Genomic DNA, 23,304 nt, shown 5'->3' on the forward strand with positions numbered 1-23,304 from the left:
ATGCGCGAAGGCAGAAAAGCCACAAAATGGGGCGAAATGGTCGGGCTTTTGCCGGGAAATGAAATAAGTTTTGAGTTGTGCGGGGCAGGTTTTTAGAGCGGTTTTGTCGCCGCTTCGAGCCAGCGAAGCGTCGGAGCATCGACCTCGGGTCCTATCGTCGCCAGAACCCTTGCGTGATAGGTGTCGATCCAACGCGTCTCGTCTGGTGTCAGCAACTCTTTAGCGATGAGGCGGCGGTCGATCGGCACCAGCGTCAGCGTCTCGAAACCCATCACGTCCCGGTCGCCGCCCTTGGGACGCTCCGGCTCGGTAACGAGAACGAGGTTCTCGATACGGATGCCGTAGGCACCCTCCTTGTAGTAGCCGGGCTCGTTCGAGATGATCATGCCCGGCTCGATCACAGCCATGCCCGCTCGCGAGATCGATTGCGGGCCTTCATGGACGGAGAGGTAGCTGCCCACGCCATGGCCGGTGCCGTGATCGTAGTCGAGCCCATGCTCCCAGAGCGCGCGCCGCGCGAAGGCATCGAGGTCGATTCCTCGCGTGCCTTGGGGAAAGCGGGCTGTCGCGATGGCGATATGCCCCTTGAGCACGAGCGTGAACCGCTCGCGCGCTTCGGCAGGCGGCTCCCCGATCGCGATTGTGCGCGTGATATCAGTGGTTCCCTCGAGATACTGCGCGCCGGAATCGAGCAGGAACAGCTCTCCCCGCTTGAGTATCCGGTTGCTCGCCTCCGTCACGCGATAGTGCACGATGGCGCCGTTCGGTCCGCTGCCCGAGATGGTGTCGAAGGAGATCTCCTTGAGCGCCTGGCTCCCGGCACGCTGGTCCTCGAGCGCGCGAACCGCGGCGATCTCGTCGACGGCATCCCCGCCGGCAACGGCGCGGTCGAGCCAGGCGAGAAACCGCACGACGGCCGCGCCGTCACGCACATGCGCAACGCGCGCGCCCTTGATCTCGGTTGCGTTCTTGATCGCTTTCGGCGCAACGCAGGGGTCACCGCCCCTAACTGCGCTCTTGCCGAGCGCGCGCACGAACCAGAACGCGGCCCGGTCGTAATCGACGCGCACGCGCCGCCCCGCCTTGCGCAGCGCCGCAATGCGATCCTTGAGGGCGCCGGGCGGAGAAATCTTTGCAGAGCTTTCGAGATGCGCACGGCTTTCCCGCGAAAGTTTCTCGGGCGCGACGAACAGCTCGGCCTTTCCGTTGGCGGGCACGATCGCGAAAGCGAGAACGACCGGATTGTGCGCAACGTCGTGGCCGCGAATATTGAATAGCCAGCAAATGGAATCCGGAGACGTGAGAACGACGGCATCCTGGCCAGCATCTTTCAGCGTCTTCTGAAGCGAGGCGATTTTGTTCTCGGCGGAGCGTCCGGCGTATTTCATCGGATGCGGCACCACCGGCCCGTCTGGCGGAAGCGGGCGATCATTGCCCCAGATGCGATCCACCAGGTTTCGCCGGGTCGGCTTGAGCGCGATGCCGGCGTCCTTCAGGAGCGCGTCCAGCCACGCGATCTCGGATGCCGTATGCAGCCAGGGATCGAAGCCGACGACGTCTCCGCTCTTGAGCTTGTCCTTGAGCCACCCGGCAAGCGCGACGCGCGCCATCCCGGGGAAGTCGAACAGCCCGCTGCTGCCGCACTCGCTCCGCACTTGCACGGTGTAGCGCCCGTCCACGAACAGTCCCGCGTGCCGCCGTGTCACCGCGACCATCCCGGCGCTGCCGGAAAAGCCGGTGAGCCAGCGAAGGCGCTCCGAGCACGGCGCCACGTACTCGCCCTGATGCTCGTCCCCTCTCGGCAGCAGCACCGCCTGCAGACCTTCCTCGGCGAGCAGCGCGCGCAGCCGCTTCACGCGATCGGGAACGGCGGCAGCGTCGGACGGTGCGGCGAACGTCTGGAACATGGCGGGAAAGTCCTTGAGGCTCAGGTCCGCTTGGTCAGCGTGAGGGTCGACCAGCCATCGTAGCGCTGATGGGAGGAGAGAGAGAAGCCTTGCGCGTGATAGGCCGCAAGCACGCGCGGCGCCTCCCGCGTGAGCAGGCCCGAGAGAACCACTGTCCCGCCCGCTTTCGTGGCGCGGCGGATATCGGGCGCGAGCGTGATCAACGGCCCGGCGAGGATGTTCGCGACGACGAGATCGAACGGCACGAGCTTGCGCACGGCGGGTGCTGATACGCCCGGTCCGCAGGTGAAGCGGAGGCGTGCGCCCACCTTGTTGACCGCCGCGTTCTCGCGCGCGACGATGACCGACTGGTGATCGATGTCCACGCCATGCACCGAGGCATGAGGCCAAACGCGGGCCGCAGCGATGGCGAGCACGCCGGAGCCGCAGCCGAGATCCAGGACATTGCGGAACGTCCGGCCCTGCGCCAGCCGGCCGATCGCGATGAGGCAGCCGTAAGTAGTCGAATGATGGGCGGTTCCGAATGCTTCGCCCGCTTCGATGAGAATGGCGTTCGGCCCTTGTGGAACGCGCTCCCGGTCGTGGCAGCCATGCACCGTGAACCGGCTTGCCCGCACCGGCGGCAGAGCCGCCTGCGAGAGCGCCACCCAGTTGAGGTCGGGAATATCGTCCGACTGGAAGCGGGGAGCGGGCTCGCCGAGCAGGGCGGTAAGCTCGTCTTCGATGTCCTGCGGCGTCCGCTCATCGGAGAAGTAGGCCTCAATGCGCCAGCGCACCGGCGCGTCGTCGCCGGTCTTGTTCTCGAACACTGTGAGCGCATCCGGCGGCGGCTCGAGAAGATCCTGAAGCGCACCCGCAACGCGCATTGCGCGATCGCGCGCCTCCACCTCGGCAATCAGCTTATGGGGGGTCATGGAATCCGTTCTAGAGCAAGAATAGAAGATGCAACCGCGCGGGGTCCGGGCGAACCGGCATGCGGCGCGGCTGGTTTATATCGCGCATCGGGCGTGGGCGCGATGGCAAACCGAGGGGCCTGGGCTCAGCCCGGCTGGGCTCTGGCGGCCTGCTGCGCCGCTACCGCGTCCTCGATCGGAACCGTGCGCTCCACCTCGCGCCCCTCGTCGCCCCGGCAATCCGGGAGATTGTCCAGGAACACGTCCCACTTGGCGTCAAGATGCTGTGCGGCGGCCTCGGGGCCGAGCGTGCGCAGCGTACCGTCGGCGTCCTCGGTCACGATCCCGTCTGCGAGCAGGCGCTGCAGGGCATCCTCGAGGTCGAAGTCGACCGTGACGCCAAAGCTCGCCGCCAGATACTGCTCGATGGCCGCATCGATCGCAGGTAGATCCGAATGCTTGGCCGTTTCCTTGGCGAGCACGCTGTAAAGCAGCATCTCCTCCTTCACGTCTTCCTCCGCCGCACGGTCCGCTAGCTTGATCAGCACGCCGCGATTGTCGGCCATGGCATGGAAGTAGAGGTTCTGCGCCATCACCACCATGTAGCGCTGCTTCTGGTTGAGGAAGTTCATCGTCTGGCGGAAGGCGATGCCGCCGAGACCGAGCACTGCGCCCGCCGCCATCAGCGGATTGGTCGCCGCAACCGCGATCTTACCCGCCGCGCCGAATACGCCCATGCCGAGGCCCGCGCTGCCCGTGACGCCGAGCCTGAGCTTGTCGAGCAGGCGGAACTTCACGCGCGTGTTGGGGAACACCATCTCCACGTCGCTGCGCGGGATGTTCTTGAAGAGCTTGAGGTAGATGTTGCTGTCGTTGACCGACGACGGGATCATCGCGCGCAGGTTCCTGACCGCCTTCTCCGCCTCGCGGCGCGGCAGGCGCAGCTCCTTCATGATCTCCACGACACGCGTCTCGAACGGCTTGAGCTTGAACAGCAGGAACAGCCGCTGGAAGATCGGAACGTCGAACTCTTCCTTGCGCATGAATTTGCGCAGCGTGCGCCGCTGGTCGCGCCGGTTCGAGGCGCCGCGGTAGTAGACCAGGATTTCCTCGAACGCGGTGAAGTCCACGTGCAGGTCGAGGCCGTAGTGGGATTCCTTCGTCAGGATCATCTCAACGTCCGACGGATCGATGCGGACGTAGTTGGCCTGAACGAGAATCCTCTCGATATCGCGCACCACGCGCTTCTGCATGTTGTTACGCTCTTCCGGCGTGAACGTGCGCGTCACCAGAAGATCGCTGTCGGGGCTGAACGACTCGTAGGCTTGCAGCAGCGTGCTGAGACCGACGCTGTGCTGCTGGCGCCGCCAGTATTCGAGGTAGCGGAAGAAGCGGCGCGCGGCTTTGGCCTTTCCCGCAGGCCAGGTCTGGGGCGCAGTCAGGCGGTCGATCAGCGCGTACGTCGTAACGGGGATGAAGCGCTCGCGCGGGCGTGCCGCATCCGGCGCGACGAGATCCGCGCTCGGAAGCGAAAGAATGGTGTCGCCCTCCTGGGGAGCTGCGGATGCTCCCGGTGTCGGCAACACAACATCCTGAGCCGCCATCCCGCTTCCTCCCCTTCACTCACATCTCGAAGCCACGAGCAGGCTCTTCCATGAGAGCCTTGCACGGGTTCGAAAATCCTTTGGCCGGCCAAACATGTCCCTGTGCCGGCTCGCCTCTGAAATCAGGGCCTGAAACGCCCGAGGCCCGTCGATTGATAGGGCCTCAACCGTCCATGGTCCAGCCTCTGCCCGTGGTTAACAAAGCTCAGGATCACGAAAATCCGGAGCTCGCAAACGTGCGTGACCGCTCGCGACCCTAGGTCAGCTCTGGTTCAGCAATTTGACGAACGGCCCGCAGGCGCGCGGATAATTATGCGCGATGATAGGGATGGCCCGAGAGGATGGTGGTTGCCCGGTAGAGCTGCTCGGCCAGCACGATGCGGGCAAGCCCGTGCGGCATTGTCAGCGGGCCGAGGGACATCTTGAGGTTGGCGCGTGCGAGCGCGCTCTCTCCGTGACCGTCCGGCCCTCCGATCAGGAACGCTATCGTGCGATGCCCGTCGTCCCGGCGCCCTGCGAGCCAGCGTGCGAACGTTTCGCTGGTGAAGGATTTGCCCGCCACATCGAGAAGCACCAGAAGATCGGCTCCCGAAGCCTGATCGATCAGGCGCTGGGCTTCGTCCGTCTTGCGTTGCGCGGCGCTCGACTGGCGCGCTTCGGGGATTTCGGAAAGCGTAAGGGGGCCGAGCGCCACGGCGCGCCCCGCATCGTCGATCCGCTTGGCATATTTGAGATAGAGCTCGCGCTCGGGTCCGTCCTTGAGACGCCCCACCGCGACGATGGAAAGACGCATTCAACCTGCTCCCGCTAGGCATTGGTGCTCTAGCCCGGGAGCGCCCACAATCCTCTCCGTGACGGCACCCGGAACGGCGCCATCACTGGCAACGTGAGCATACGCTCGAGCACGACGCTTTCGCCGGTCTTGAGAACCGCTAGTGCGACGTCTGCTCGCCCGGCCTCGTGGCCGACCACATTTTCTCGAGATTGTAGAAATCCCGAACCTCGCCACGGAACACGTGCACGAGAATGTCCACGGCATCGACCAGAACCCAGTCGCAGGTGTCGAGACCTTCGACCCGGACGCCGCCGATACCCTTGTCCTTGAGATGCTTGCGAAGCTGTTCGGCGATAGCACCCACGTGGCGGTCAGAGCGCCCAGTGGCGATCACCATGAAGTCGCCAAGCGACGACTTCCCTTTGAGGTCGATCGTGACGATGTCTTCCGCCTTGGCTTCATCGAGCCAATGGATGACCTCTTTGAGCAGTGTCTCCGAGCTTGCGCGCGCTGGCACGATCTCGGCGGGAGGCACACCCTTGCGGGCGCCCTCAATGGCGGTTCGCATCTTTTGGGAAATATCCTTTCCGTTGGAGCACCTGAGAGGCCATCCTTCTATCGGCCACAAGGCACAAGGCGGATTTACAAGAAACTGCACCGGCCGACCCGCGTCACATCAATGGCCGGTATGATCCACCACCGCGGCGCCTCATCACGCCGCAAGCACTGCGTAGGATAGCCGCCGCCCGGCCCCCCAGCAATAGGGTCTTGTCCGGATTGTCGCACCCGGAGCGGGAGACGCAGCGTGTTCTTTATTCCGCACGCGTTGCGTCATTCTTTAGAAAAAGCATCACAAGCCGCGCATTAACGAGGTTTTGCGGTGCGGGAGGCGGAAATGCTGGCCCGCCCGGCCCTGATCTCGGTCGAGGACTCGGGCGAGAGACGCAGCGTGAGATAGCTCCACGCAGGCGCCTGCTGCAGCGCGAGAGAGGCCGCCTTGCTGTCGTCGAGGCGAAAGCGCGCGAGAGCCCGTGCAGCGGGTGAGGAGAGGGCGCGCAACCGCCAGTCGGGGCGATCTGCAACTACGAACGGCATCAGTGTGGCGATGCGCCGCCACGCGGTCCAGCGGTGAAACCCCGCCAGATTATCGCCGCCCATGATCCAGACGAAATGGACGTCGGGGAAGCGGCGCTTGAGAAACGACAGCGTCACTACCGTGGAGGCGCTCTTGAGATCTGCTTCGAGCGCGGTGACCTTGATCCGCGGATGGGTCGCGATGCGTTCGCAAGCCTCGAGCCGCTCCGCGAGAGGCGCGAGATCGGAGTGGCTCTTCAACGGATTTCCGGGCGAGACCAGCCACCACACCTCGTCCAGATCGAGCCGCTTCAGAATGGCTTCCGAGATCGCGACATGGGCTCTGTGCGGAGGATTGAAGGATCCTCCCAGCAAGCCGATCCGCTGCCCGGCCGCCGTATGAGGTGTGCGCACGGCCAGGGAACCGAAGCTTTTGGAGAGAAGGCGGGCGGACATCGGTTCCAATCGAAGAGTTCGGCCTAGAAAGCAGAGGAGAGCCCGGCCCGGACCGGCAAGCGTGCCTCTCACTCGATGCGTGTGAAGACCAGCCGGCTGCGGATGATATAGAGCGTCACGAAGCAGATGAGCACGGCCACAGTCTTCGCGATAGTGGGGCTCAAGCCGAACGTATGGATTCCGATCCCCGTCGCGACCGCCGTCAGCACCAGGCCTAGAAAGCCCGTCGCCAGAAACTCCGTGAAGAGCCGCTTCTCGCTCTTGTGGCTGCCGTCCGTTCCGAACACGAACCGCTTCGACAAATCGTAGTTGAGCGAGAGCGCGATCGCATAGGCGATGATGCTCGCGATGATCGGAATGTCGTAGGCGTGGGTGAGCGAGAGAAATATGCCGTAGTCGAGAGTCACGCTCGCGATATTGACCCCCGTGTAGCGCAACAGCCGCCGGATTCGATAGGCGCGGTCGCTCTGGGCGCGCTCCGTGGGAAGGGCTGGCGCGATGTCGAGAGGAGGCGTGTTGTCTTCCAGCATCGTCACTTTTTCAGCTCCTTCGCATTAGGTCTGTCAAACGGCAAAGGCCTTCGAAGGCGCGTCACAGGCTTTAAACGCAAACCCGCGCTGTTGCCTCTGCGGCATGCGGTGCACGCAAAACGTAACCATACCAGGGGAATCGCTTGATGCCTCGGTAAGAACACCTCAGTATTCAGGAATGGTCTCTGATTCCAGAGGCCTTTTTTGTGACTGCTCGGGGGTGCGGGGTTGAATTCCGTTTCCGATTTGGCGGCGCCGGATCCGCTGCGCGTTGCGGCGTCTCCGGCACAGCCCGCGTCGTCCGTCGGCAGATCGTCATTTGACGCCGAAGCAGTCAAAGCCCTCAAGTCTCGCGACAACGTGACGAACTGGGTCCACCTGGCCCAGGTTTACGCCGTCATCGCCATCACCATTGCCCTTGCGATCGAGGCCAATGAGTGGATCGCGGATGAGGGCTTCGGCTGGGGCTGGACGCTGGGCGTCAACGCCCTCGCGGCGCTGGTTCTGGGCGCGGCCCAGCATCAATTCGGCGGCGCTATCCACGAGGGCACGCACTTTCTGCTCTTCAAGAACCGGATGCTCAACGAGCTGGCCTCGGATTGGCTGGCGGCCTTCCCGATCTACACGTCGACGTATCAGTTCCGCCTTCATCATCTGGCGCACCACCAATTCGTGAACGACCCGGAGCGCGATCCGGACATCGCCCAGTTGAAGGAGAGCGGGCACTGGCTCGATTTTCCGGTGCCCTCCGTCGAGCTGCTATGGGCGTTCCTGAAACGCCTCTCGCCGGTGAAGCTGTTTCTCTTCACGCTCTTCCGCGCCAAATACTCTGCCGTCGGTTTCGACGAGCATGCCTACATCGATCCCGAGAGCCAGGGCTCCAAGTGGCCGCTGCGCGTTGGGATCCTCTATGCGGTCGCGGCCCCCATCGCCACGGTCGAGACGATCCGTTTCGGCTATCCCGCGATCGGGTGCGGGCTTCTCGCGCTCGCGACCCTTGCTTCGATCGCCTACCTGCTTCTGGCGCCCGAACGCGCCTTCACCCAAACCCGCCTCGCGCCAGTGATCTCGCACCGCGCGACCATGGTGAGCCGTGTCGTCTACTTCGCGCTCCTCTACGGCACCCTCACGGCTCTCACCGTTTCGGGCATCGCCCCGGCCTGGAGGTATTTCAACCTCTATTGGGTCATCCCGCTGTTCACCTCGTTTCCGCTCTTCATGATGCTGCGCCAGTGGGTGCAGCACGGAAACGCGGACCGCGGGCGCTATACCAATACCCGCGTGTTTCTCACCGGACCTCTCGTTCGCTACGCAGTGTTTCCGTGGGGCATGGACTACCATCTGCCCCATCATCTCATGGCGTCCGTCCCTCACTACAATCTGAAGCGCCTGCACGAGCTGATGCTGGAGGACCCCGCCTATCGGGAGAAGGGCGTGGTGCTCCACGGCTTCTTCGTGGGATCGGAAGGCCCCTCTGCGCTGGAAGCGCTCGGCCCTGCGCACGCCCCTCTCATTCGCGAGCGCGCATTCGTCGACAACGCGGCGCTCGAATACGCGGAGCTGCGCGATGCCGCGGGTATCGCCAGCGAAGCCGCCCGTTCCGAAAAAGCCCGCTGACCCCGCCGATCGCCGCGTCAACCGAAAGCAAATGTTTCGTTGGGCTCATGCAACCCGGCCGGAAACGCACGCTCACACACGATTTAGTAATTGCTCTCGGGAAAGGTTGGAGGCGTGGCAACGAAACGGACGGCCCCGCTCTCGCGGTAACCGGTCCGCGCGGGGGGCAGACTATGAGTGCACGCAGCGAGCTTGAGGTGCTGATCGTCGAGGATCGGCAGGTGATGCTGAAGATCATCCGCCGTTTGCTCGTGCAGCTCGGCTACGCGAAGGTGGACGAGGCCGCCAACGGCCTGCAGGCGCTCGAGCATATTCGCCAGAAGCGCTACGACCTCATCCTCTCCGACTGGAACATGGACGGAATGAGCGGCTTCGATCTCCTGAAGGTCGTCCGCGCCGACCCCGAGACCCGGGAAACCCCCTTCATCCTGGTGACGGCGGAATCGAAGCCCGAGAACATCCTGGCTGCCAAGGCGGCCGGCGCCAGCGGCTACCTTCTCAAGCCCTTCAAGCTCGACGTGCTCGAGAAGACGCTCGACAGCGTTCTCGCAGCGAGCGGCTTCGTCACGCTCGCTGTGGCCTGATCAGAGCCCTCGGCCGATCAGACAGGCCGGATCTGCCCGTTACCGCGCACCACGTACTTGAAGCTTGTGAGCTGCTCCACGCCGACAGGCCCGCGCGCGTGCAGCTTGCCGGTCGCGATTCCGATCTCGGCGCCGAAGCCGAACTCTCCACCGTCCGCGAACTGGGTCGAGGCGTTCCACAGCACGATGGCGCTATCGACCTCCGCGAGGAAGCGCTGCGCCGTCGCCTCGTCGGAGGTGATGATCGCGTCCGTATGCTGCGAGCCATAGCGGCCGATATGGGCAATCGCCTCGCCCACACCGTCAACGGTCTTCACCGCAATGATGGCGTCCAGGAACTCATGCCCGAAATCCTCCGGCGCGGCGGGCTTCACGCGGGCATCGACAGCTTGCGTGGCTGCATCGCCGCGCACTTCCGCGCCCGCCTCGATGAGCGCTTTGACCAGCCTCGGCAGCGTCTCTGCCGGTGCGTTGCGGTCCACCAGCAGACACTCCGTCGCCCCGCATACGCCCGTGCGGCGCATCTTCGCGTTGAGCACGACGCTCTGCGCCATGTCGAGATCGGCCTTGGCATCCACATAGGTGTGGCAGATGCCTTCCAGGTGCGCGAACACGGGGACACGCGCCTCGTCCTGCACGCGCTGCACGAGGCTCTTGCCGCCGCGCGGCACGATGACGTCGATGTTGCCGTCGAGGCCGGTCAGCATGTAGCCCACCGCGTCGCGGTCGGTCGTCGCGACATACTGGATGCAGCCTGCCGGGAGACCGGCGTCCGCTAGCCCCTCCGCGAGCGCCGCGTAGATGGCGGAGCTCGAATTGTAGCTGTCCGTGCCGCCGCGCAGGATGGCGGCGTTGCCCGACTTGAGGCTCAGCGCGCCGGCGTCCGCCGTCACGTTCGGCCGGCTCTCGTAGATGATGCCGATCACGCCGATCGGCACGCGCACGCGCTGGAACTTGAGGCCGTTGGGCCGTGTCCACTCGGCAAGAACCGAGCCGACCGGATCGGCGAGCGCCGCCACCTCCTCGAGCCCGCGTGCAATGCCCTCGATGCGCGCATCCGTCAGCACCAGCCGATCCACGAGAGATTCGGCCCGGCCCGCGGCGCGGGCCTCCGCCACGTCCTTCGCGTTCTCGGCCAGGATGTGCTTCGCGTCGCGGCGAAGCACGGCGGCGGCCTTCAGCAAGGCGCGATCCTTGGTCTCACGCGGGGCGAGCGCGAGCTTCCGCGAGGCATCACGCGCGGCGATGCCGATATCGCGCATCAGCGCGCCGATGGACTGGTCAGTGGAGGTTGCTTTCTGCATGGGGCGTAACTTTGGGCTTTTGGCTGGTGAGGTCAATCCCGGCGCCGCGCGCCAGGGACATATACGATGAGCGTCACTTGCGGGTGTTGAGCGCCATGTCGTTGCGGTGGATCAGCTCTGGCCCGCCCTCGAAGCCCAGGATGTCCGCGATCTCGGAGGATTTACGTCCCAGGATGCGTTCCGCGTCGCCGCGCGCATAGGCGGAAAGTCCGCGCCCCAGCTCGCGTCCGTCCGGGGCGCGGATGATCACCGCGTCTCCGCGCTCGAACTCGCCATCGACCCGCTTTACACCCGCCACCAGCAGGCTCTTGCCCGCGGCCAGGGCCTTCTCCGCGCCCGCATCGACGTGCAGCGTGCCGCGCGGCTCGAGCTGGCCCGCGATCCAGCGCTTCTTGGCCGTCACCGGATCCTGCTTGGCGAGGAACCACGAGACCCGCGAGCCCTCTGAGATGGCGCGCAGCGGGTTGAGCACCTTGCCCGTGGTGATCACCATATTGGTGCCCGCGCCGAGCGCGATCTTCCCCGCCTCGATCTTGGTCTTCATGCCGCCCTTGGAAAGCTCCGTTCCCGCGTCGCCGGCCATCGCCTCGATCTCGGCCGTAATCTCGGTCACGAGCGGAATGTGGCGGGCCGTGGGATCGCTCGCAGGCGGGGCGGTGTAGAGGCCGTCGATGTCGGACAGCAGCACAAGGCAGTCGGCCGACACCATTCCGGCGACGCGCGCCGACAGCCGGTCGTTGTCGCCGTATTTGATCTCGGCGGTCGCCACCGTGTCGTTCTCGTTCACGACCGGGATCGCCTTCAGCTCGAGCAGCGTCTCGATGGTGTGGCGCGCGTTGAGATAGCGCCGCCTCTGTTCCGTGTCGCCGAGCGTAAGCAGGATCTGCGCGACCGTGAGCCCGGATTTCGCGGCCAGCTCCTGATAGGCGTGCGCCAGGCTGATCTGCCCCACGGCGGCGGCGGCCTGCGACTGCTCGAGCTCGAGCGCTCCCTTGGGAAGGCCGAGCTTGTGCCGTCCGAGCGCGATCGAGCCGGACGACACCAGCACCACGTCCTTGCCCTGCCGCACCAGCTCCGCCACGTCCTCCATCAGGGAGGCGAGCCACTGGGTCTTGAGCGTCCCCGTCTCCCGGTCCGCGAGCAGCGCCGAGCCGATTTTGACCACGATCCGGCGCGCTCGCGTCCATTCCGGGCGGGCGGCAAGGGATTCGGCAGTGGCAGCAGGCTGGGACATCGGAAAAGCAGGAGAAAAGCGCCAAAAATCGACCGGCAGGGCGATCGTGGCGCTCTCCTAGCATACGCCGGGTGCTTCGGGCGAGATGGCGTTTCGCAGCGCCATCCTCCCGAACATGAGCCGTTCCCGGTCAGGGAAGGCCGCTGAATTTACTCTTTCGACGTGCCCTGGAGGCCCTCGGCCAGCATGTCGGCGGCCGGCACGCCGAGCTTGTTGTTCTTGGCCACCCATTCGCCCGCCGCCTTCATGCGGCTCTTCGGGTCGGCGTCGTCCTTATCGGCGATGCGGGCCAGATAGAAGCCGCCGCCCGTCCGGGTCGCCGACCAGCGCGAGCCGTCCCAGGCCACGAAATGCAGGATGCGCTCGGACTGCACTTGGCCGTCGAGCTTGATGACCAGGGCGCCGATGTCGGAGCTCCATTCGAAGGTGCCGCACTTGCCGTCCCAGGTCTGGAACTCGGCGGACGGTGAGGGATCGCCCGGCGATTTGCCCGCCTGGCTGAGCGAGACGTTGCCGCCGAACCAGCGAGCGGTCACGTCCTCGCCCTTGCAGCTCTTGAAGTTGAGCTTGTTGTCCTCGTAGGCGAGCGTTTTGGCCTCGAGCGGCGCAGCGGCGCCGATGAGAACGGCGGCGAGAACGAGCGTCCGGCGGATCATGGGCAATCTCCAAATGGGGGCACGCATATCGGCGTTTGCTCCCTTCTGGCACGGGCGAGTTCGGCGCGAGAAGAGCGTAAAGCGCTGCCGTTTCTGACGATTTTGTGAGGGAGCGTGAGGCGCGGGATAGTCTGGCGATCTGCCGGGAACTTGTTCCATTCGGAAGGTGCGAATGGGTAGGGCGAAAATGGGAATTTCGAATGCGCTGGGCTCTCTGTTTCGCGCCATCAAGACGATCCAAATCGGTCCCGTCCTCACAAATTGATTCACGCAAACGTCCTAAGCCAAGCATCGCGCACTCTAAATCAGATCTACGATAGCTCCATGATTTTACTTGGAAATATTGTACTTATCTAGTCTTTCAAGTGTGGCCTCAAGTTAAACGAAGCAGTATGATGCTTGTGTTGTTTGCATCGCACCAAGCAACGCCACTGACATCGCAAACCCCAAAAATGGAGTTCTCATGAACCTCCAAGAGCAGAGATTTGCCTGCTTGCGGATGGCGATGGAGCTCGGCTGCAAGGCCGATTCCATCGTGCGCGTCGCAAGAGAGATGAGTGAGTTCATAGAAGGAGTTCCCGCCGCGCCGGTCGCCGCCGTCGCCGCGGTCGAAGCTGAACCGGAAGCCCCTCGCGACGCCATCGCGGCGTGCGGGACGGCCCTTGCCGAGCCGGTTCTCGCGGCCGAGGCTAGTGAGCCGGCGGAGGAGCCGGTCGTTGAGGCCGCCGCCGAGCCGGTGGCGGAGGAGGCGGCAGACGAAGCCGTAGCGGCAGAGGAAACGGTAGCGGAGACGGAAGCGGAAGCCGTCGAGGCGGCGTCGGCCCCTGAAGCGGCCGCCGAAGCCGTCGAAGCGGAAGCAGCGGTGGAGGAGGCTATTGCCGAGGCCGAGGCGGCACCGGTAGCCGAGGTGAGCGAGGAAGCGGCAGAAGCCCCTGCGGACGAGCAGGTCGTGGAAGCCGCCCCCGAGGAGGTCGTCGCCGAAGCGGAAGCCGTGGTCGAGGCGGCAGCCGAAGCCGCGCCGGCCGAGGAGCCTGTAGCCGAAGCACCCGCCATGGAAGCGGCTGCGGAGGAAGCGCCTGCCGCCGAAGCAGCCGAGGCCCCCGCCGAGGCGGTAGCTGAGGAAGCAGCGGCAGAGCCTGTGGGTGAAGAGCCCGTGGTGGAGGCCGCCTCCGAAGAGCCTGCCGCGCCGGCAGCCGAAGCGGCTGCGGAAGAAGCACCCGCAGCGGAAGTCGCCGCTGAGGAAGCACCTGCCGCCGAAGCCGCTGCCGCCGAGGAGGCACCCGCAGCGGAAGCAGCATCCGAGCCCGAGCCGGCCGCAGCCGAGGCGGACGTGGAGGTCGAGGTTGCTCCCGAGGCAATGGCCGCCGCTCTGAATGGGGCCGCGGATCCGGCAGCCGCGACCGTCGCACCGGCGGAATAAGAAACGAGCGCACGACACGCCATCTTTGCGCAGGGATGGCGAGAGGGAAGATACCGTTCAAGACAAGAGGGCGGGCTGGCTGCACTGGCCATCGGTCAGCTCGTCACCGACGCGATATGAAGTCGCCAATGCGGCCTTTCTCGAGGACGCAGCTCTAGATGATGCTCTTCGCGTAGAGATCCGTCCGCCGGTCGCGGAAAAAGCCCCAGTCGGCACGATAGCTCTCGATCAGAGAGAGATCGAATGTGTGCACGAGCACGCCTTCGTCCGTCGCGCCGAAGCTCTCGACCAGCTCGCCGCGATGATCGGCGATGAACGAATGTCCGTAGAATTTCTGCTGCACGCCCTCGTTGTCCTCGAGGCCGATGCGGTTCGCCGCCACGATCGGAATGGCGTTCGAGACAGCGTGCCCCTGCATGGCCCGTTGCCACTGAAGGTGCGTGTCGAGCGCGGCGTCGTAGGGCTCTGAGCCGATAGCGGTCGGGTAGAACAGCACCTCCGCACCCTGCAGCGCCATCGCGCGCGCCGTCTCGGGATACCACTGGTCCCAGCAGATGCCGACGCCGATGTGCCCGCGCTTCGTCTTCCACGTCCTGAAGCCGGTGTCTCCCGGGCGGAAGTAGTATTTCTCCTGATAGCCGGGGCCATCCGGAATGTGGCTCTTGCGATAGATGCCGAGGATGTCGCCATCCGCATCCGCGATCGCGATGCTGTTGTAGTATCGCGGCCCGTCCTTCTCGAAGAAGGAGATCGGAATGACGATTTCGAGCCTCTTGGCGAGTTTCTTCAGCGCACGCACGCACGGATGCTCGTCGACCGGATGCGCCGTCTCGAACCACTTCGGGTCCTGTTTCGTGCAGAAATAGATGCCTTCGAACAGCTCCGACGGCAGCACGACTTCGGCGCCCTGCTCGGCCGCTTTCCGCACCAGCTTCTCGGTCTTCTCGATGTTCTCGTCGAGATCGTGCCCGTAGGAGGTCTGAAGGGCCGCGACGGTGATGGTGCGCTTTTTCATCAGAGGGGTTCCTGCTGGGTGATGCAATGGAAGGAGCCGCCGCCCGCTTCGCCGCAGCCGAGCAGCCCGCGCGAGGAAACGCCGATCACCTTGCGATCCGGAAACACGGCCTGCAGGGCCTTGAGCGCCGCGTCCTGCGTCGGCGTTCCGTAGACCGGCACCACCACCACGCCGTTGGCGATGATGAAGTTCATGTGCGAGGCCGGGGAGACTTCGCCCAACGCGTTGCGATAGAGCCCGACGCCCGGAATGCGGATCACCTGGAGCTTGCGCCCGGCCGCATCGGTGGAGTGCGCGAGCTTGTCCGCGATGGCATCGAGGATCGCGGCATTGGGATCGTCGCCGCCGGACGGCGCCTGGCAGACCACTTTCCCCGGCGCCACGAACCGCGCGATGTTGTCGATGTGGCCGTCCGTATGGTCGCCGATCAGCCCTTCGTCGACCCAGATCACCTTCTTGGTTCCGAAAGCGTGCCGCAGCGCGGCCTCCGCCTGCTCGGCGGACCAGCCGTTGCGATTGGGATTGAGAAGCGTCTGCTTCGTCGCGAGGATGGTGCCCTCGCCGTCGTGGTCGACGGCACCGCCTTCGAGCACGAAGTCGAAGCGATCGATCGGCACGCCCGCAAGGTCGGCGACGCGGTCGCCGACCGTGGAGTCGTCGGGCAGGTCGTATTTGCCGCCCCAGCTGTTGGTCTTGAAGCGAAGCGCCACGCGGTCGTTGCCGCGATGAGCGAAGATCGGGCCGGTGTCGCGCAGCCAGATGTCGCCGTACTTCGCGGAGACGAGCTCGGCCGCAGTGCCGAGCGCGACCTGCGCGGTCTCGGCCGCCTCATCGCCGTTGACGAGCACGTACACCTTGTTGCTCTCGCTGAGCGCCTTGACCAGCGCGGCCACGTCCCGGCGCGGAGATGCGAGGTCGTCGTTCCACTCGCTGGCGTCTGCGGGCCACGCCGTCCAGATCGCCACTTGGGGCGCCCATTCGGCGGGTACGATCGTCGTCGTCTCGGTCATGAAGCGGAAGTCCTCAGCTAGGCCGGTCGCGTGAGAGCAGGCAGGGAAATGTAAGCGCGCCGGTCATGCCTGCAACATGCCCCCAATGCAATACAGATAGGTGAAGCACCGTAGTCCCGGACGGCAGGGAGGGCGGCGTGCACGCGTGCCGCACGCATCATCGGCTTCACAAGCAGGCGCAAACGCTCTACAAACATGCCCGGCCCGCATGGCTGACTCCACGCGGCGCGTTTTCATTTAACGCATTGAAATAAATGCGTTTTGCGGGTGTAGTTCAGAGGTAGAACGTCAGCTTCCCAAGCTGAATGTCGCGAGTTCGATTCTCGTCGCCCGCTCCAACTTTCACGTCATTTCCGCAAGATCATCCGCGGGCCGCTTGCGCCGGTTCACTCCGCCGCATCCTCGGCGTTGGCGTGGCGCTCCCGCTCGGCGGGGATGTCCACCGGCTTGCCGAGTGCCTCCCGCACGTAGAGCCGGCGCACCGCCACATCGCCCACGATGGCGAGCGGATAGCCGAGCAGCAATCCCAGCGGGCCGAACAGCAGGCCCATCGCCACCGTGGCGAACAGGCCGACGGCGGCCGGGAGCTCCACCACCTTGCCCACGACGAACGGCATGATCACGTTGTTCTCGAGCTGCTGCACGACGACGGCGACCGCCAGCGCCCAGAGGGTGAGATCCCAGCCTTGGGTCGAGGCGAGCAGAAGAGCCGGGATCGCGCCGACGATAGGCCCGACGATCGGGATGAACTCCGTGGCTGCTGCGATCAGTCCCAACGCCAGCGGGGAGGGGACACCCGCGAGCCACATGCCGAGCCCCGTCATCACGCCCACGAGCGCCATGGCGATGAGCTGCGCTCTGAGCCAGCGCGTCAGCGCGAAATTGCTGTCCTCGATCGTGGAGGTCACAGCCGCTCGCCACCGCTCAGGAACAAGCGCGATGAGGCCGCGCCGGTAGAGCCCGGGCGAAGCGGCGAAGTAGATGCCACCGACGATCACCAGCACGAAGCCTGCAACCGCCCCCACGATGCTGGAGCCGATCGTGAGCGCACGCGCGGCCAGCGCACCGATCGCCGACCCGCCGGCCTCCTTCGAGACGGAGCCGAGGTCGAGCTGATGGGAGAGCGACTGCAGCGCCTGAGGCACGTTTTGCATGAGGTAGGAGATCTGATCGGAGAGGCGCGATCCGAACTGCAGCACGAGCCCCGCGCAAAGAGCGACGATCAGCAACACGACGAGCGCAAGAGCCACCGCCTGATTGAGCCCGGTCGCGTTGATCAAGGGGGCAGTGAGTGCGCGCAGCGCCAAGGCGCACAGCACTGCGGCGAAGATAAGCAGCAGCAGATCGGACAACACCCAAAGCGCGAGCGCCAGCGCGCCGATGGCGAGCACGATGAGCACGCGGCGCACGAACGTCCAGTCGGAGATGGCAGGGTCGGCAGGGTGGGCCATGATGCCTCGACGGAAGGAGATAAGCGTAGGAGAGGCCCGCGCCGTCGCGATGACGGCACGGGCCCCTCTGATCTCTTGTGGCTGGAGCTATTGGCCCGCAGTCGCTTTGAGGCTTATCGGGCCCAGTAAGTCTGTGCGCCGAAATGCTGATGGGCGCGGGTTTCCCAATCGCGATCCGTCCAGGAATCGTCGCTGAACTCGGGAGCATTCCTGAGCTGGTCCACAGTGATGCCGGTCCGATAGCCGGCGACGCTCTTGTCGTACTTCAACGCAGACCACGGGATGGGATAGTGACTGTGGGCGAGCCCCAGGAGGCCGCCGAAGCTCATCACCGCATAGGCAACGCGGCCGCTCGTCTTCTCGATCAGCAGATGGTCGATCTCGCCGATGACCTCGTCGTCGGCGCCGATCACGTCGGTGCCGTGAACGTCCTCGCTGGAAATCAGCGAATGGTCGGGATGTGCTGTGGCGCGGGCCATTTCAACTCCTCCTCACGAGTGTTTGTGCGCGGCCGCTGAATTGGAAGTTGCGGCCGCTTTGTTCCATAAACCGCGAGGCAGCGGCTTTTGTTTCATGAGAATCGCGGGGCGGCGCGCCCTGTGTCGCGTGAGCGCCTATTGCGGCTCGCAGAGGAACTGCGTGCGCTCTTCGGAGTTTTGTTGGCAGGGAGACGAGCACTGAGACTTAGGAGAAAGCAAGAAATGACCATCAAGAAGCATATGGCCACTCTCACCCTCGCCGCGGCCACTGTTGCTATGGCTGCGGGCGTTGGCGTTGCGCACGCCGCAGACGTCATCGACAACCAGAATTCCGTGAACGCGAAGGGCAAGCCGAACTCCGGCCCCGGCGTGCAGGGTGCGCCTGATACGCGCACAGGTCCCGCGACGCGCGCCCCCGGCGGCGAGGAGAGCGGTACCGCAAACGAAGGAGCGTCTTCGGGCGCAAGCGGGTCCGGCGCAACGACGCAGCCGAGCCAGGATTCGAGCGGCGTGGAAGGTATGCCGGGCAACAAGAGCGGCCCGGCCGCGAAGTCGCCGTCCACCACCAATTAACGGCAAAGCGCGGAATTTCCGCGCGATCCCCGGCTGAGAGCTGCGGCCGGGAAACGCCGGAGAGCGAAAGCTCTCCGGTTGTTTTTTTTCCGCTTCACGCGTTAGAGCGTCGCGGAAGCATCAGCAAACCTCTGCGCTAAGATGTCCGTCTGAACGCGCGGAACCGGCGAATGCCGATCATGGTTACCCACCGAGAGCGCGAAGCTCCCTTCCATGTCGAGTGAGGCGTGAGGACCAGGTCTTCCCCTGGGCGGCTTCGGGCTGACCGAAAATACCTGTCCGTAACCGTTTCCAATGGAACTGCGCTCGGACTGAACGGTTGACTTTTTGTGTGCTTGGGAAGGAGTGCAGCACGCCGGAGACGAGAATAATGGAACGAGATTTCGGATCGGAAATGGTTAGAACCTTCGGCGTGCGCTTGAAGCGCATCTATGAGCCGGACGAGGCGTCGCTGCCGCGCGAGATGGTCGCGGTGCTCGACAACCTGAAGCGCGCCGAGGCGGAGCTTGCAGCTCGCGCCGCACTGCCCAGCCCTGCTGCACAGCCGTCGCAAGAGAGCGCGGAGCCTGGCGCTTGAGGCCGAGCGCGTCAAAGCGGCGTCCGCAATAATCGGAACCGATGAGCAAGGCGTGGGTTTTCTTCCGGGTGGGAGGAAACCACAAACGAGAAAAGGAATGATCATGACGAGAGCACTTCCTGTCTTTGCCGCCCTTGCCATTACTCTTGGTGCAACATCTGCGCTCGCCCAATCCTCGGGCGGAAGTCCGGCCGATCCCAGCACCACCATGAACAAGCAGCCCGGCCCGAGCGCCACGACGCCGTCCGATCCGGCCGCTGGCTCGAAGCCTTCCGCGCGCATGCCGACCGCTCCGGCAGGCACGGGTTCAGGCAGCTCCGCGAGCGAGGGCGCAAGCTCGGGCGGTTCGGGCTACGAGACGCCTGCAGGCATTCCGGCCGATCCGAATTCTGTCGAGAACCGTCAGCCGGGTCCGGGCGCGAGCAAGCCGACCGACCCGGCCGCGGGATCGGATCCGGCAGCTCGCGTGCCGACCGACGGATCGCGCGACTAAGCGCAGTCACCGAATTGTCGACGCGGGGAAGTCGGCCCCCCGGCGCCCGAAGGCGCCGGGGGTTTTTGCGCCCATTCACGCAAGATTTCGGTAGCCCCTTTGCTTGACTCGCCGGAACGGCCTACTCAAGATGATGGCAAACGGTTTCTTGTTGTCTCGTGACCTTCTTGTCTTGGCTCCAACGCGGTGTTGACCCAGCTTGATGTGGTGGGTTCGCATTTCTCAAGCAGCCGGAGAGCGCGGCGCGCCCAAGCCCGGATTTGCCTCGCGCGCGGCGTGGGTCTCACTCGTGCTCGCGCTATCGGTCACGCAGGCCGTCGCGGCCGAATGGACAGCCGGCAAGGCCGCTCAAGCCGATACGCTCGTCAAACAGTTCCTGGCGCGACTGGACGCGACACGCGGCGCGCTACCCAAGGTCTCGTTCGCGCTCGCGATCGGCACCGAGCGCGCGCTCGGGATGGCGAAAGGCTACGGTGAGAGCGCCCCTGGCGTGGCGGCGACGGAGCGCACGGTTTTTCACGTCGGCTCCCTTGCGAAGCAATTCACGGCTTCAGCTGTGCTCGATCTCATCGGCCGCGATGCGACGCTGCGCGACGGAACGGCCGTCACCCTCGATCTCGCGCTCGCGCGCGTCTTCAAGGGTGTGGAGCACTGGCCGGGACAGGATGCGGCGTCGAATACGCAACCCGTCACGCTCCGCACCCTGCTCACCATGACGTCGAACCTTCCGAACTTCACGCGCCTGCCGCCGGCCACCACCAATCCGTGGGGGCGTATCGGCGCGCCCGAATTGCTGTCGGAGCTGAAGAAGCTCCGGCCATCCGGATGGCCGAACACATTCGAATATTCGAACACCAGTTACTTCCTGCTGGCCGAGACAATCGAGGAAGCTCTGTTGCCGGGAGAGGCCATGCCGCACTCCCATCACGCCTATCTACGGCAGACGATCTTTCCGCGCGCCCATCTTCGCGAGACGGGATTCATCGGGGACTACCCGGCCGGCGCCGTCGTGGCACCCCCGATATACAGGCGCCGCCCGGTGTTCGATCAGCCGGACTGGCTCAAGGGCAGCGCCGACGTCGCGAGTTCCGCAGGAGACCTCTATGCCTGGAACGCCGCTTTGATGGGCGGCCGCATCCTGCCCGTCGAGCTCGTCGATCTGATGGTCTCGGACGGGGCCCGCGTGACGCCCGATCTCTATTACGGCATGGGGTGGTTCGTGGAGCACCGCGCGGACTACGATCTCTTCACCCACTCGGGTCTCGTGCCGGGCTATACGGCCTTGAACATGATCGCGGCGGGCGAGGGACGCCGCGCTTGGACGTCCGTCACGCTCCTCGTCAATACAGACGTGCCGGAAGGCATGGATACGCTCGCAGAGGATCTGCTGCGTCTCGCCCGCGAGTGAGCGGCTTGCCGTTCGCTGGAGCATTTTCAGACGAAGTGCAGGCCGGTTCGTCGCAAGACAATACGACAATCAGAAATCTAGAGCGTATTGCGATCCGAGCCTGTCGGATCGCAATACGCTCTAGGAACCCCGCGCGTCCGAGCGCAGAGAGAACGATGCGCCGTCCGTATCCTTGGCATTCACCTCGATGAGCTCGTCGGCGCTGCTTCCGCCGTAGCTCACGCGGATATTCGGGTTCTCCGAGATCGAGATGCCGCCTTCCATGCGGAACAGAACCTGCCCGGCGCTCTTCACCTCAAGCGTGTTGATGAAGCGCGCGGGCACGTAGCCGCGCGTATCGGGATCGAGTTGCAGGCCGGTGAAGTTGGGATGGCGGATCATCACCTGCGCCTCGCGGAACGCGTCCCCGCGCGCGGGCTCGGTCTTCGCCTTGATGTCGATCTTCCCGAGGCCGGCGAGGGCCGCCTCGATGTCCTTCGAGGGCGTTGCGGAGCATCCGCCCGCGCCGGAGACGAACTTCGCGGACATGTGAAGTCGTCCGTCCGCGGTTTCGAGCACCGCTCTCACCTTGGAGAAGGAGTCGAGCCGGATGCGCGTTGCGAGTTGCCGCTCGCCGATATCGGGACCGTCGCGGAAGCCCTCACCGAAGCGGAAGGCGGCGGCGACCGGCGCAGGGTTCCGGTCGATCAGCAGCGTAAGCGCGACCGCGTTCCGGGCCACGGTGCCGGGAATGCGGATGCTGATAGGCACGAGTGCCGCGTCCTCTGCTCGCTCCGGCGCATAGAGCGTGACCAGACCGTCGTTTTCCGCAATCTCCCGCTTTCCGAACACCTCCTCCCGGAGGCCCGGCCACGGATCCTCTTCGGCGGCGTGAAGGAAACCCGGCCAAAGCCCGGCCGCGAGCGGCGGAAGAGCGAGGGCGGAAATGATCAGGGAACGGCGGGAAATGGAGCGGCTAACCATGGTCAGGCCCTTTCCGTTTTAGGCATTCCGGAGCGTGTGCGCTCAGCGGCGCCGGCGAATCTGCTGGCTGGCCCTTGCGCGATGCGACAATTTATAACATAGGAGATGTTACCTTGTTACACTGAAAGTTTCCATGCAGGCATCGCCCGATCTTTCCCCGCTCGCCCGGGTACTTACAGTCATGCTCGCGGTTCTGGCCGGAACGGCGGAGCCATCTTTCGCGGCCCCGGACGCCGAAGCCGTGGCGACTGCGGCCAGCCCACGGGCCTTGCAGGAAATTTTAGATCGCGATCCCGGTACGAAGGAGGCCGTCGCGGCGCGCGCCGCCGCGCTGAGCCTGGTTCTGATCGATGTTCGGATCGGAACCGGCAAGGCCGAGCGCAGCGAGACGCGGGTTGCCGGAGGCGGCAAACCGTTTGCCGATTGCGATGCCCCTGCCGTCTGCCCGCCGATGCTGGTCGTTCCGCCCTCTCCGCCGGACTTCGCCATCGGCTCGCCTCCGGACGAGGCAGACCGCTCGGACGACGAGACGCTGACGCCGGTAACCATCCGCGCCTTCGCCATGGCGGCGCATCCTGTCACCGTGGCTGAATACAAGGCCTGCGTGGCGGCAGGCGGATGCAAGCCGCCCGAATGGCTCGAGCCGGGCGGCCAGCACAACATCGAGACCGGCTCCAGCCGCTACTATCGTAACCTGGGCGAGGCGCTGACCGGCCCGGGCCAACCCATCGTGGGCGTGAGCCACACCGATGCCACGGACTACGCCAAGTGGCTGAGCAAGCTGACCGGACATGCGTATCGCCTGCCTTCGGAAGCGGAGTGGGAAATGGCAGCCCGCGCGGGCACGAAAACGGCTTTCTGGTGGGGCGACTCGCTCCCGGCGGACGGCGTCGCGCGCGCGGCATGCGTGGGCTGCGGAAGCGAATGGGACAGCAAGTCGCCTGCGCCCGCAGACGCCTTCCCTGCCAATCCCTGGGGTTTGCACAACGTGCATGGCAACGTGTGGGAATGGACGGCGGACCTCTATTGCGAGGACTATGCGTCCGGCCCGAAGGACGGCTCTCCCCGCGTGACCGATGATTGCGCCCCACAGGGAGACCGCCCCGCGGCGCGCGGCGTCTACAGTCTGCGCGGCGGCTCGGCGTTCTATCCGGTGAAGGCGATGCGGTCAGCCATGCGCGTGCGCAACATTCCCGGCTTCCGCAATTTCAGCGTGGGCTTTCGCGTCGCGCGCGATCTCCCGCCTGGCAGCGGAGCACCATGAGAGCCGGAGCGGGATAG

The 23,304-nt window shown here is 65.0% G+C and carries 23 protein-coding genes and 1 tRNA gene; 9 read left to right on the forward strand and 15 right to left on the reverse strand.

All coding sequences use genetic code 11. From position 1 onward, the window contains the following. Positions 1-92 precede the first annotated feature (92 nt). From F812_RS0105900 to F812_RS0105930, 7 genes are all read right to left on the reverse strand, one after another. Positions 93-1,907: an aminopeptidase P family protein gene (locus F812_RS0105900; RefSeq protein ID WP_020085037.1), complete on the reverse strand. Its 1,815-nt coding sequence runs from the start codon at positions 1,905-1,907 to the stop codon at positions 93-95. A gap of 20 nt (positions 1,908-1,927) precedes the next feature. Then, positions 1,928-2,821 (reverse strand): 50S ribosomal protein L11 methyltransferase, encoded by an 894-nt coding sequence (locus tag F812_RS0105905; protein ID WP_020085038.1) that lies wholly within the window; start codon positions 2,819-2,821, stop codon positions 1,928-1,930. Between the two features lie 125 nt (positions 2,822-2,946). Continuing rightward, the gene (locus F812_RS0105910; protein WP_020085039.1) at positions 2,947-4,404 is read right to left on the reverse strand and encodes a TMEM143 family protein; all 1,458 of its coding nucleotides are present in this window, start codon (positions 4,402-4,404) and stop codon (positions 2,947-2,949) included. Positions 4,405-4,714: 310 nt separating this feature from the next. Continuing rightward, positions 4,715-5,197 carry a 23S rRNA (pseudouridine(1915)-N(3))-methyltransferase RlmH gene (rlmH, locus tag F812_RS0105915; protein WP_020085040.1) on the reverse strand — a complete coding sequence of 161 codons (483 nt, stop codon included), beginning with the start codon at positions 5,195-5,197 and terminating at the stop codon, positions 4,715-4,717. A 139-nt stretch (positions 5,198-5,336) separates the two neighbouring features. After that, positions 5,337-5,747: a ribosome silencing factor gene (rsfS, locus tag F812_RS0105920; protein ID WP_020085041.1), complete on the reverse strand. Its 411-nt coding sequence runs from the start codon at positions 5,745-5,747 to the stop codon at positions 5,337-5,339. A gap of 296 nt (positions 5,748-6,043) precedes the next feature. Beyond that, positions 6,044-6,709, reverse strand: coding sequence for a nicotinate-nucleotide adenylyltransferase (locus F812_RS0105925; protein WP_020085042.1), 666 nt, complete (start codon positions 6,707-6,709; stop codon positions 6,044-6,046). A gap of 68 nt (positions 6,710-6,777) precedes the next feature. Then, positions 6,778-7,239, reverse strand: coding sequence for a GtrA family protein (locus F812_RS0105930; protein ID WP_020085043.1), 462 nt, complete (start codon positions 7,237-7,239; stop codon positions 6,778-6,780). Between the two features lie 228 nt (positions 7,240-7,467). On the opposite strand from F812_RS0105930, the gene F812_RS0105935 reads away from it, so the two are divergent. After that, on the forward strand, positions 7,468-8,856 hold the full coding sequence (locus F812_RS0105935; RefSeq protein ID WP_020085044.1) for a fatty acid desaturase family protein: 1,389 nt from the start codon (positions 7,468-7,470) through the stop codon (positions 8,854-8,856). A gap of 173 nt (positions 8,857-9,029) precedes the next feature. Continuing rightward, positions 9,030-9,440: a response regulator gene (locus F812_RS0105940; protein ID WP_020085045.1), complete on the forward strand. Its 411-nt coding sequence runs from the start codon at positions 9,030-9,032 to the stop codon at positions 9,438-9,440. A 17-nt stretch (positions 9,441-9,457) separates the two neighbouring features. Here F812_RS0105940 and F812_RS0105945 read toward each other — a convergent pair whose 3' ends face one another. The 3 genes from F812_RS0105945 to F812_RS0105955 all read right to left on the reverse strand — a co-directional run bounded on the left by F812_RS0105945 (position 9,458) and on the right by F812_RS0105955 (position 12,634). After that, positions 9,458-10,744 (reverse strand): glutamate-5-semialdehyde dehydrogenase, encoded by a 1,287-nt coding sequence (locus tag F812_RS0105945; protein WP_020085046.1) that lies wholly within the window; start codon positions 10,742-10,744, stop codon positions 9,458-9,460. Between the two features lie 73 nt (positions 10,745-10,817). Continuing rightward, positions 10,818-11,978: a glutamate 5-kinase gene (proB, locus tag F812_RS0105950; protein ID WP_026867881.1), complete on the reverse strand. Its 1,161-nt coding sequence runs from the start codon at positions 11,976-11,978 to the stop codon at positions 10,818-10,820. A 149-nt stretch (positions 11,979-12,127) separates the two neighbouring features. Continuing rightward, entirely contained in the window at positions 12,128-12,634 is a 507-nt protein-coding gene (locus F812_RS0105955; RefSeq protein ID WP_020085048.1) for a hypothetical protein, read from the reverse strand. A gap of 463 nt (positions 12,635-13,097) precedes the next feature. Between F812_RS0105955 and F812_RS22795 the strand changes: the two genes are divergently transcribed. After that, entirely contained in the window at positions 13,098-14,054 is a 957-nt protein-coding gene (locus F812_RS22795) for a hypothetical protein (protein WP_156827282.1), read from the forward strand. A gap of 154 nt (positions 14,055-14,208) precedes the next feature. Here the strand turns inward: F812_RS22795 and aguB are convergent, their stop codons facing one another. Both aguB and F812_RS0105970 read right to left on the reverse strand, forming a co-directional pair. Beyond that, positions 14,209-15,069, reverse strand: a complete 861-nt coding sequence (gene aguB / locus F812_RS0105965; RefSeq protein WP_020085050.1) for an N-carbamoylputrescine amidase — start codon at positions 15,067-15,069, stop codon at positions 14,209-14,211. Beyond that, the gene (locus tag F812_RS0105970) at positions 15,069-16,079 is read right to left on the reverse strand and encodes an agmatine deiminase family protein (RefSeq protein WP_020085051.1); all 1,011 of its coding nucleotides are present in this window, start codon (positions 16,077-16,079) and stop codon (positions 15,069-15,071) included. Before F812_RS0105970 ends, aguB begins: the two co-directional genes overlap by 1 nt. 263 nt (positions 16,080-16,342) lie before the next feature. Here F812_RS0105970 and F812_RS0105975 point away from each other — a divergent pair. Further along, positions 16,343-16,417, forward strand: a tRNA-Gly gene (locus tag F812_RS0105975). 48 nt (positions 16,418-16,465) lie between these two features. Here the strand turns inward: F812_RS0105975 and F812_RS0105980 are convergent. Together F812_RS0105980 and F812_RS0105985 are read right to left on the reverse strand one after the other, a co-directional pair. Then, positions 16,466-17,530 (reverse strand): AI-2E family transporter, encoded by a 1,065-nt coding sequence (locus F812_RS0105980; protein ID WP_020085052.1) that lies wholly within the window; start codon positions 17,528-17,530, stop codon positions 16,466-16,468. 113 nt (positions 17,531-17,643) lie between these two features. Then, a complete protein-coding gene (locus F812_RS0105985; RefSeq protein WP_020085053.1) occupies positions 17,644-18,009 on the reverse strand; it encodes a PRC-barrel domain-containing protein in 366 nt (121 codons plus the stop codon). 222 nt (positions 18,010-18,231) lie between these two features. Here F812_RS0105985 and F812_RS25315 point away from each other — a divergent pair, with 222 nt between their 5' ends. The 4 genes from F812_RS25315 (at position 18,232) to F812_RS0106005 (ending at position 21,060) form a co-directional block, all read left to right on the forward strand. Continuing rightward, positions 18,232-18,582: a hypothetical protein gene (locus tag F812_RS25315; protein ID WP_020085054.1), complete on the forward strand. Its 351-nt coding sequence runs from the start codon at positions 18,232-18,234 to the stop codon at positions 18,580-18,582. Positions 18,583-18,976: 394 nt separating this feature from the next. Next, positions 18,977-19,159, forward strand: a complete 183-nt coding sequence (locus F812_RS0105995) for a hypothetical protein (RefSeq protein WP_020085055.1) — start codon at positions 18,977-18,979, stop codon at positions 19,157-19,159. Positions 19,160-19,262: 103 nt separating this feature from the next. Continuing rightward, positions 19,263-19,652 (forward strand): hypothetical protein, encoded by a 390-nt coding sequence (locus F812_RS25320; protein ID WP_083929121.1) that lies wholly within the window; start codon positions 19,263-19,265, stop codon positions 19,650-19,652. Between the two features lie 202 nt (positions 19,653-19,854). Continuing rightward, complete coding sequence (locus F812_RS0106005) at positions 19,855-21,060, forward strand: serine hydrolase domain-containing protein (RefSeq protein ID WP_020085057.1); 1,206 nt, start codon at positions 19,855-19,857, stop codon at positions 21,058-21,060. Positions 21,061-21,180: 120 nt separating this feature from the next. Here F812_RS0106005 and F812_RS0106010 read toward each other — a convergent pair whose 3' ends face one another. Further along, a complete protein-coding gene (locus tag F812_RS0106010; RefSeq protein ID WP_020085058.1) occupies positions 21,181-22,023 on the reverse strand; it encodes a quinoprotein dehydrogenase-associated SoxYZ-like carrier in 843 nt (280 codons plus the stop codon). A gap of 133 nt (positions 22,024-22,156) precedes the next feature. Here F812_RS0106010 and F812_RS22810 point away from each other — a divergent pair, with 133 nt between their 5' ends. Further along, the gene (locus F812_RS22810; RefSeq protein ID WP_020085059.1) at positions 22,157-23,287 is read left to right on the forward strand and encodes a formylglycine-generating enzyme family protein; all 1,131 of its coding nucleotides are present in this window, start codon (positions 22,157-22,159) and stop codon (positions 23,285-23,287) included. Positions 23,288-23,304 lie beyond the last annotated feature (17 nt).

The organism is Hyphomicrobium zavarzinii ATCC 27496 (assembly GCF_000383415.1).
GTDB lineage: Bacteria > Pseudomonadota > Alphaproteobacteria > Rhizobiales > Hyphomicrobiaceae > Hyphomicrobium_C > Hyphomicrobium_C zavarzinii.

Excerpts from the sequence above, each read along its gene's own strand:
- F812_RS0105900 (WP_020085037.1), bottom strand. The coding sequence starts at position 1,907 with ATGTTCCAGACGTTCGCCGCACCGTCCGACGCTGCCGCCGTTCCCGAT.
- F812_RS0105905 (WP_020085038.1), bottom strand. The coding sequence starts at position 2,821 with ATGACCCCCCATAAGCTGATTGCCGAGGTGGAGGCGCGCGATCGCGCA.
- F812_RS0105910 (WP_020085039.1), bottom strand. The coding sequence starts at position 4,404 with ATGGCGGCTCAGGATGTTGTGTTGCCGACACCGGGAGCATCCGCAGCT.
- rlmH (WP_020085040.1), bottom strand. The coding sequence starts at position 5,197 with ATGCGTCTTTCCATCGTCGCGGTGGGGCGTCTCAAGGACGGACCCGAG.
- rsfS (WP_020085041.1), bottom strand. The coding sequence starts at position 5,747 with ATGCGAACCGCCATTGAGGGCGCCCGCAAGGGTGTGCCTCCCGCCGAG.
- F812_RS0105925 (WP_020085042.1), bottom strand. The coding sequence starts at position 6,709 with ATGTCCGCCCGCCTTCTCTCCAAAAGCTTCGGTTCCCTGGCCGTGCGC.
- F812_RS0105930 (WP_020085043.1), bottom strand. The coding sequence starts at position 7,239 with ATGCTGGAAGACAACACGCCTCCTCTCGACATCGCGCCAGCCCTTCCC.
- F812_RS0105940 (WP_020085045.1), top strand. The coding sequence starts at position 9,030 with ATGAGTGCACGCAGCGAGCTTGAGGTGCTGATCGTCGAGGATCGGCAG.
- F812_RS0105945 (WP_020085046.1), bottom strand. The coding sequence starts at position 10,744 with ATGCAGAAAGCAACCTCCACTGACCAGTCCATCGGCGCGCTGATGCGC.
- proB (WP_026867881.1), bottom strand. The coding sequence starts at position 11,978 with ATGTCCCAGCCTGCTGCCACTGCCGAATCCCTTGCCGCCCGCCCGGAA.
- F812_RS0105955 (WP_020085048.1), bottom strand. The coding sequence starts at position 12,634 with ATGATCCGCCGGACGCTCGTTCTCGCCGCCGTTCTCATCGGCGCCGCT.
- F812_RS22795 (WP_156827282.1), top strand. The coding sequence starts at position 13,098 with ATGAACCTCCAAGAGCAGAGATTTGCCTGCTTGCGGATGGCGATGGAG.
- aguB (WP_020085050.1), bottom strand. The coding sequence starts at position 15,069 with ATGAAAAAGCGCACCATCACCGTCGCGGCCCTTCAGACCTCCTACGGG.
- F812_RS0105970 (WP_020085051.1), bottom strand. The coding sequence starts at position 16,079 with ATGACCGAGACGACGACGATCGTACCCGCCGAATGGGCGCCCCAAGTG.
- F812_RS0105980 (WP_020085052.1), bottom strand. The coding sequence starts at position 17,530 with ATGGCCCACCCTGCCGACCCTGCCATCTCCGACTGGACGTTCGTGCGC.
- F812_RS0105985 (WP_020085053.1), bottom strand. The coding sequence starts at position 18,009 with ATGGCCCGCGCCACAGCACATCCCGACCATTCGCTGATTTCCAGCGAG.
- F812_RS25315 (WP_020085054.1), top strand. The coding sequence starts at position 18,232 with ATGACCATCAAGAAGCATATGGCCACTCTCACCCTCGCCGCGGCCACT.
- F812_RS0105995 (WP_020085055.1), top strand. The coding sequence starts at position 18,977 with ATGGTTAGAACCTTCGGCGTGCGCTTGAAGCGCATCTATGAGCCGGAC.
- F812_RS25320 (WP_083929121.1), top strand. The coding sequence starts at position 19,263 with ATGACGAGAGCACTTCCTGTCTTTGCCGCCCTTGCCATTACTCTTGGT.
- F812_RS0106005 (WP_020085057.1), top strand. The coding sequence starts at position 19,855 with ATGTGGTGGGTTCGCATTTCTCAAGCAGCCGGAGAGCGCGGCGCGCCC.
- F812_RS0106010 (WP_020085058.1), bottom strand. The coding sequence starts at position 22,023 with ATGGTTAGCCGCTCCATTTCCCGCCGTTCCCTGATCATTTCCGCCCTC.
- F812_RS22810 (WP_020085059.1), top strand. The coding sequence starts at position 22,157 with ATGCAGGCATCGCCCGATCTTTCCCCGCTCGCCCGGGTACTTACAGTC.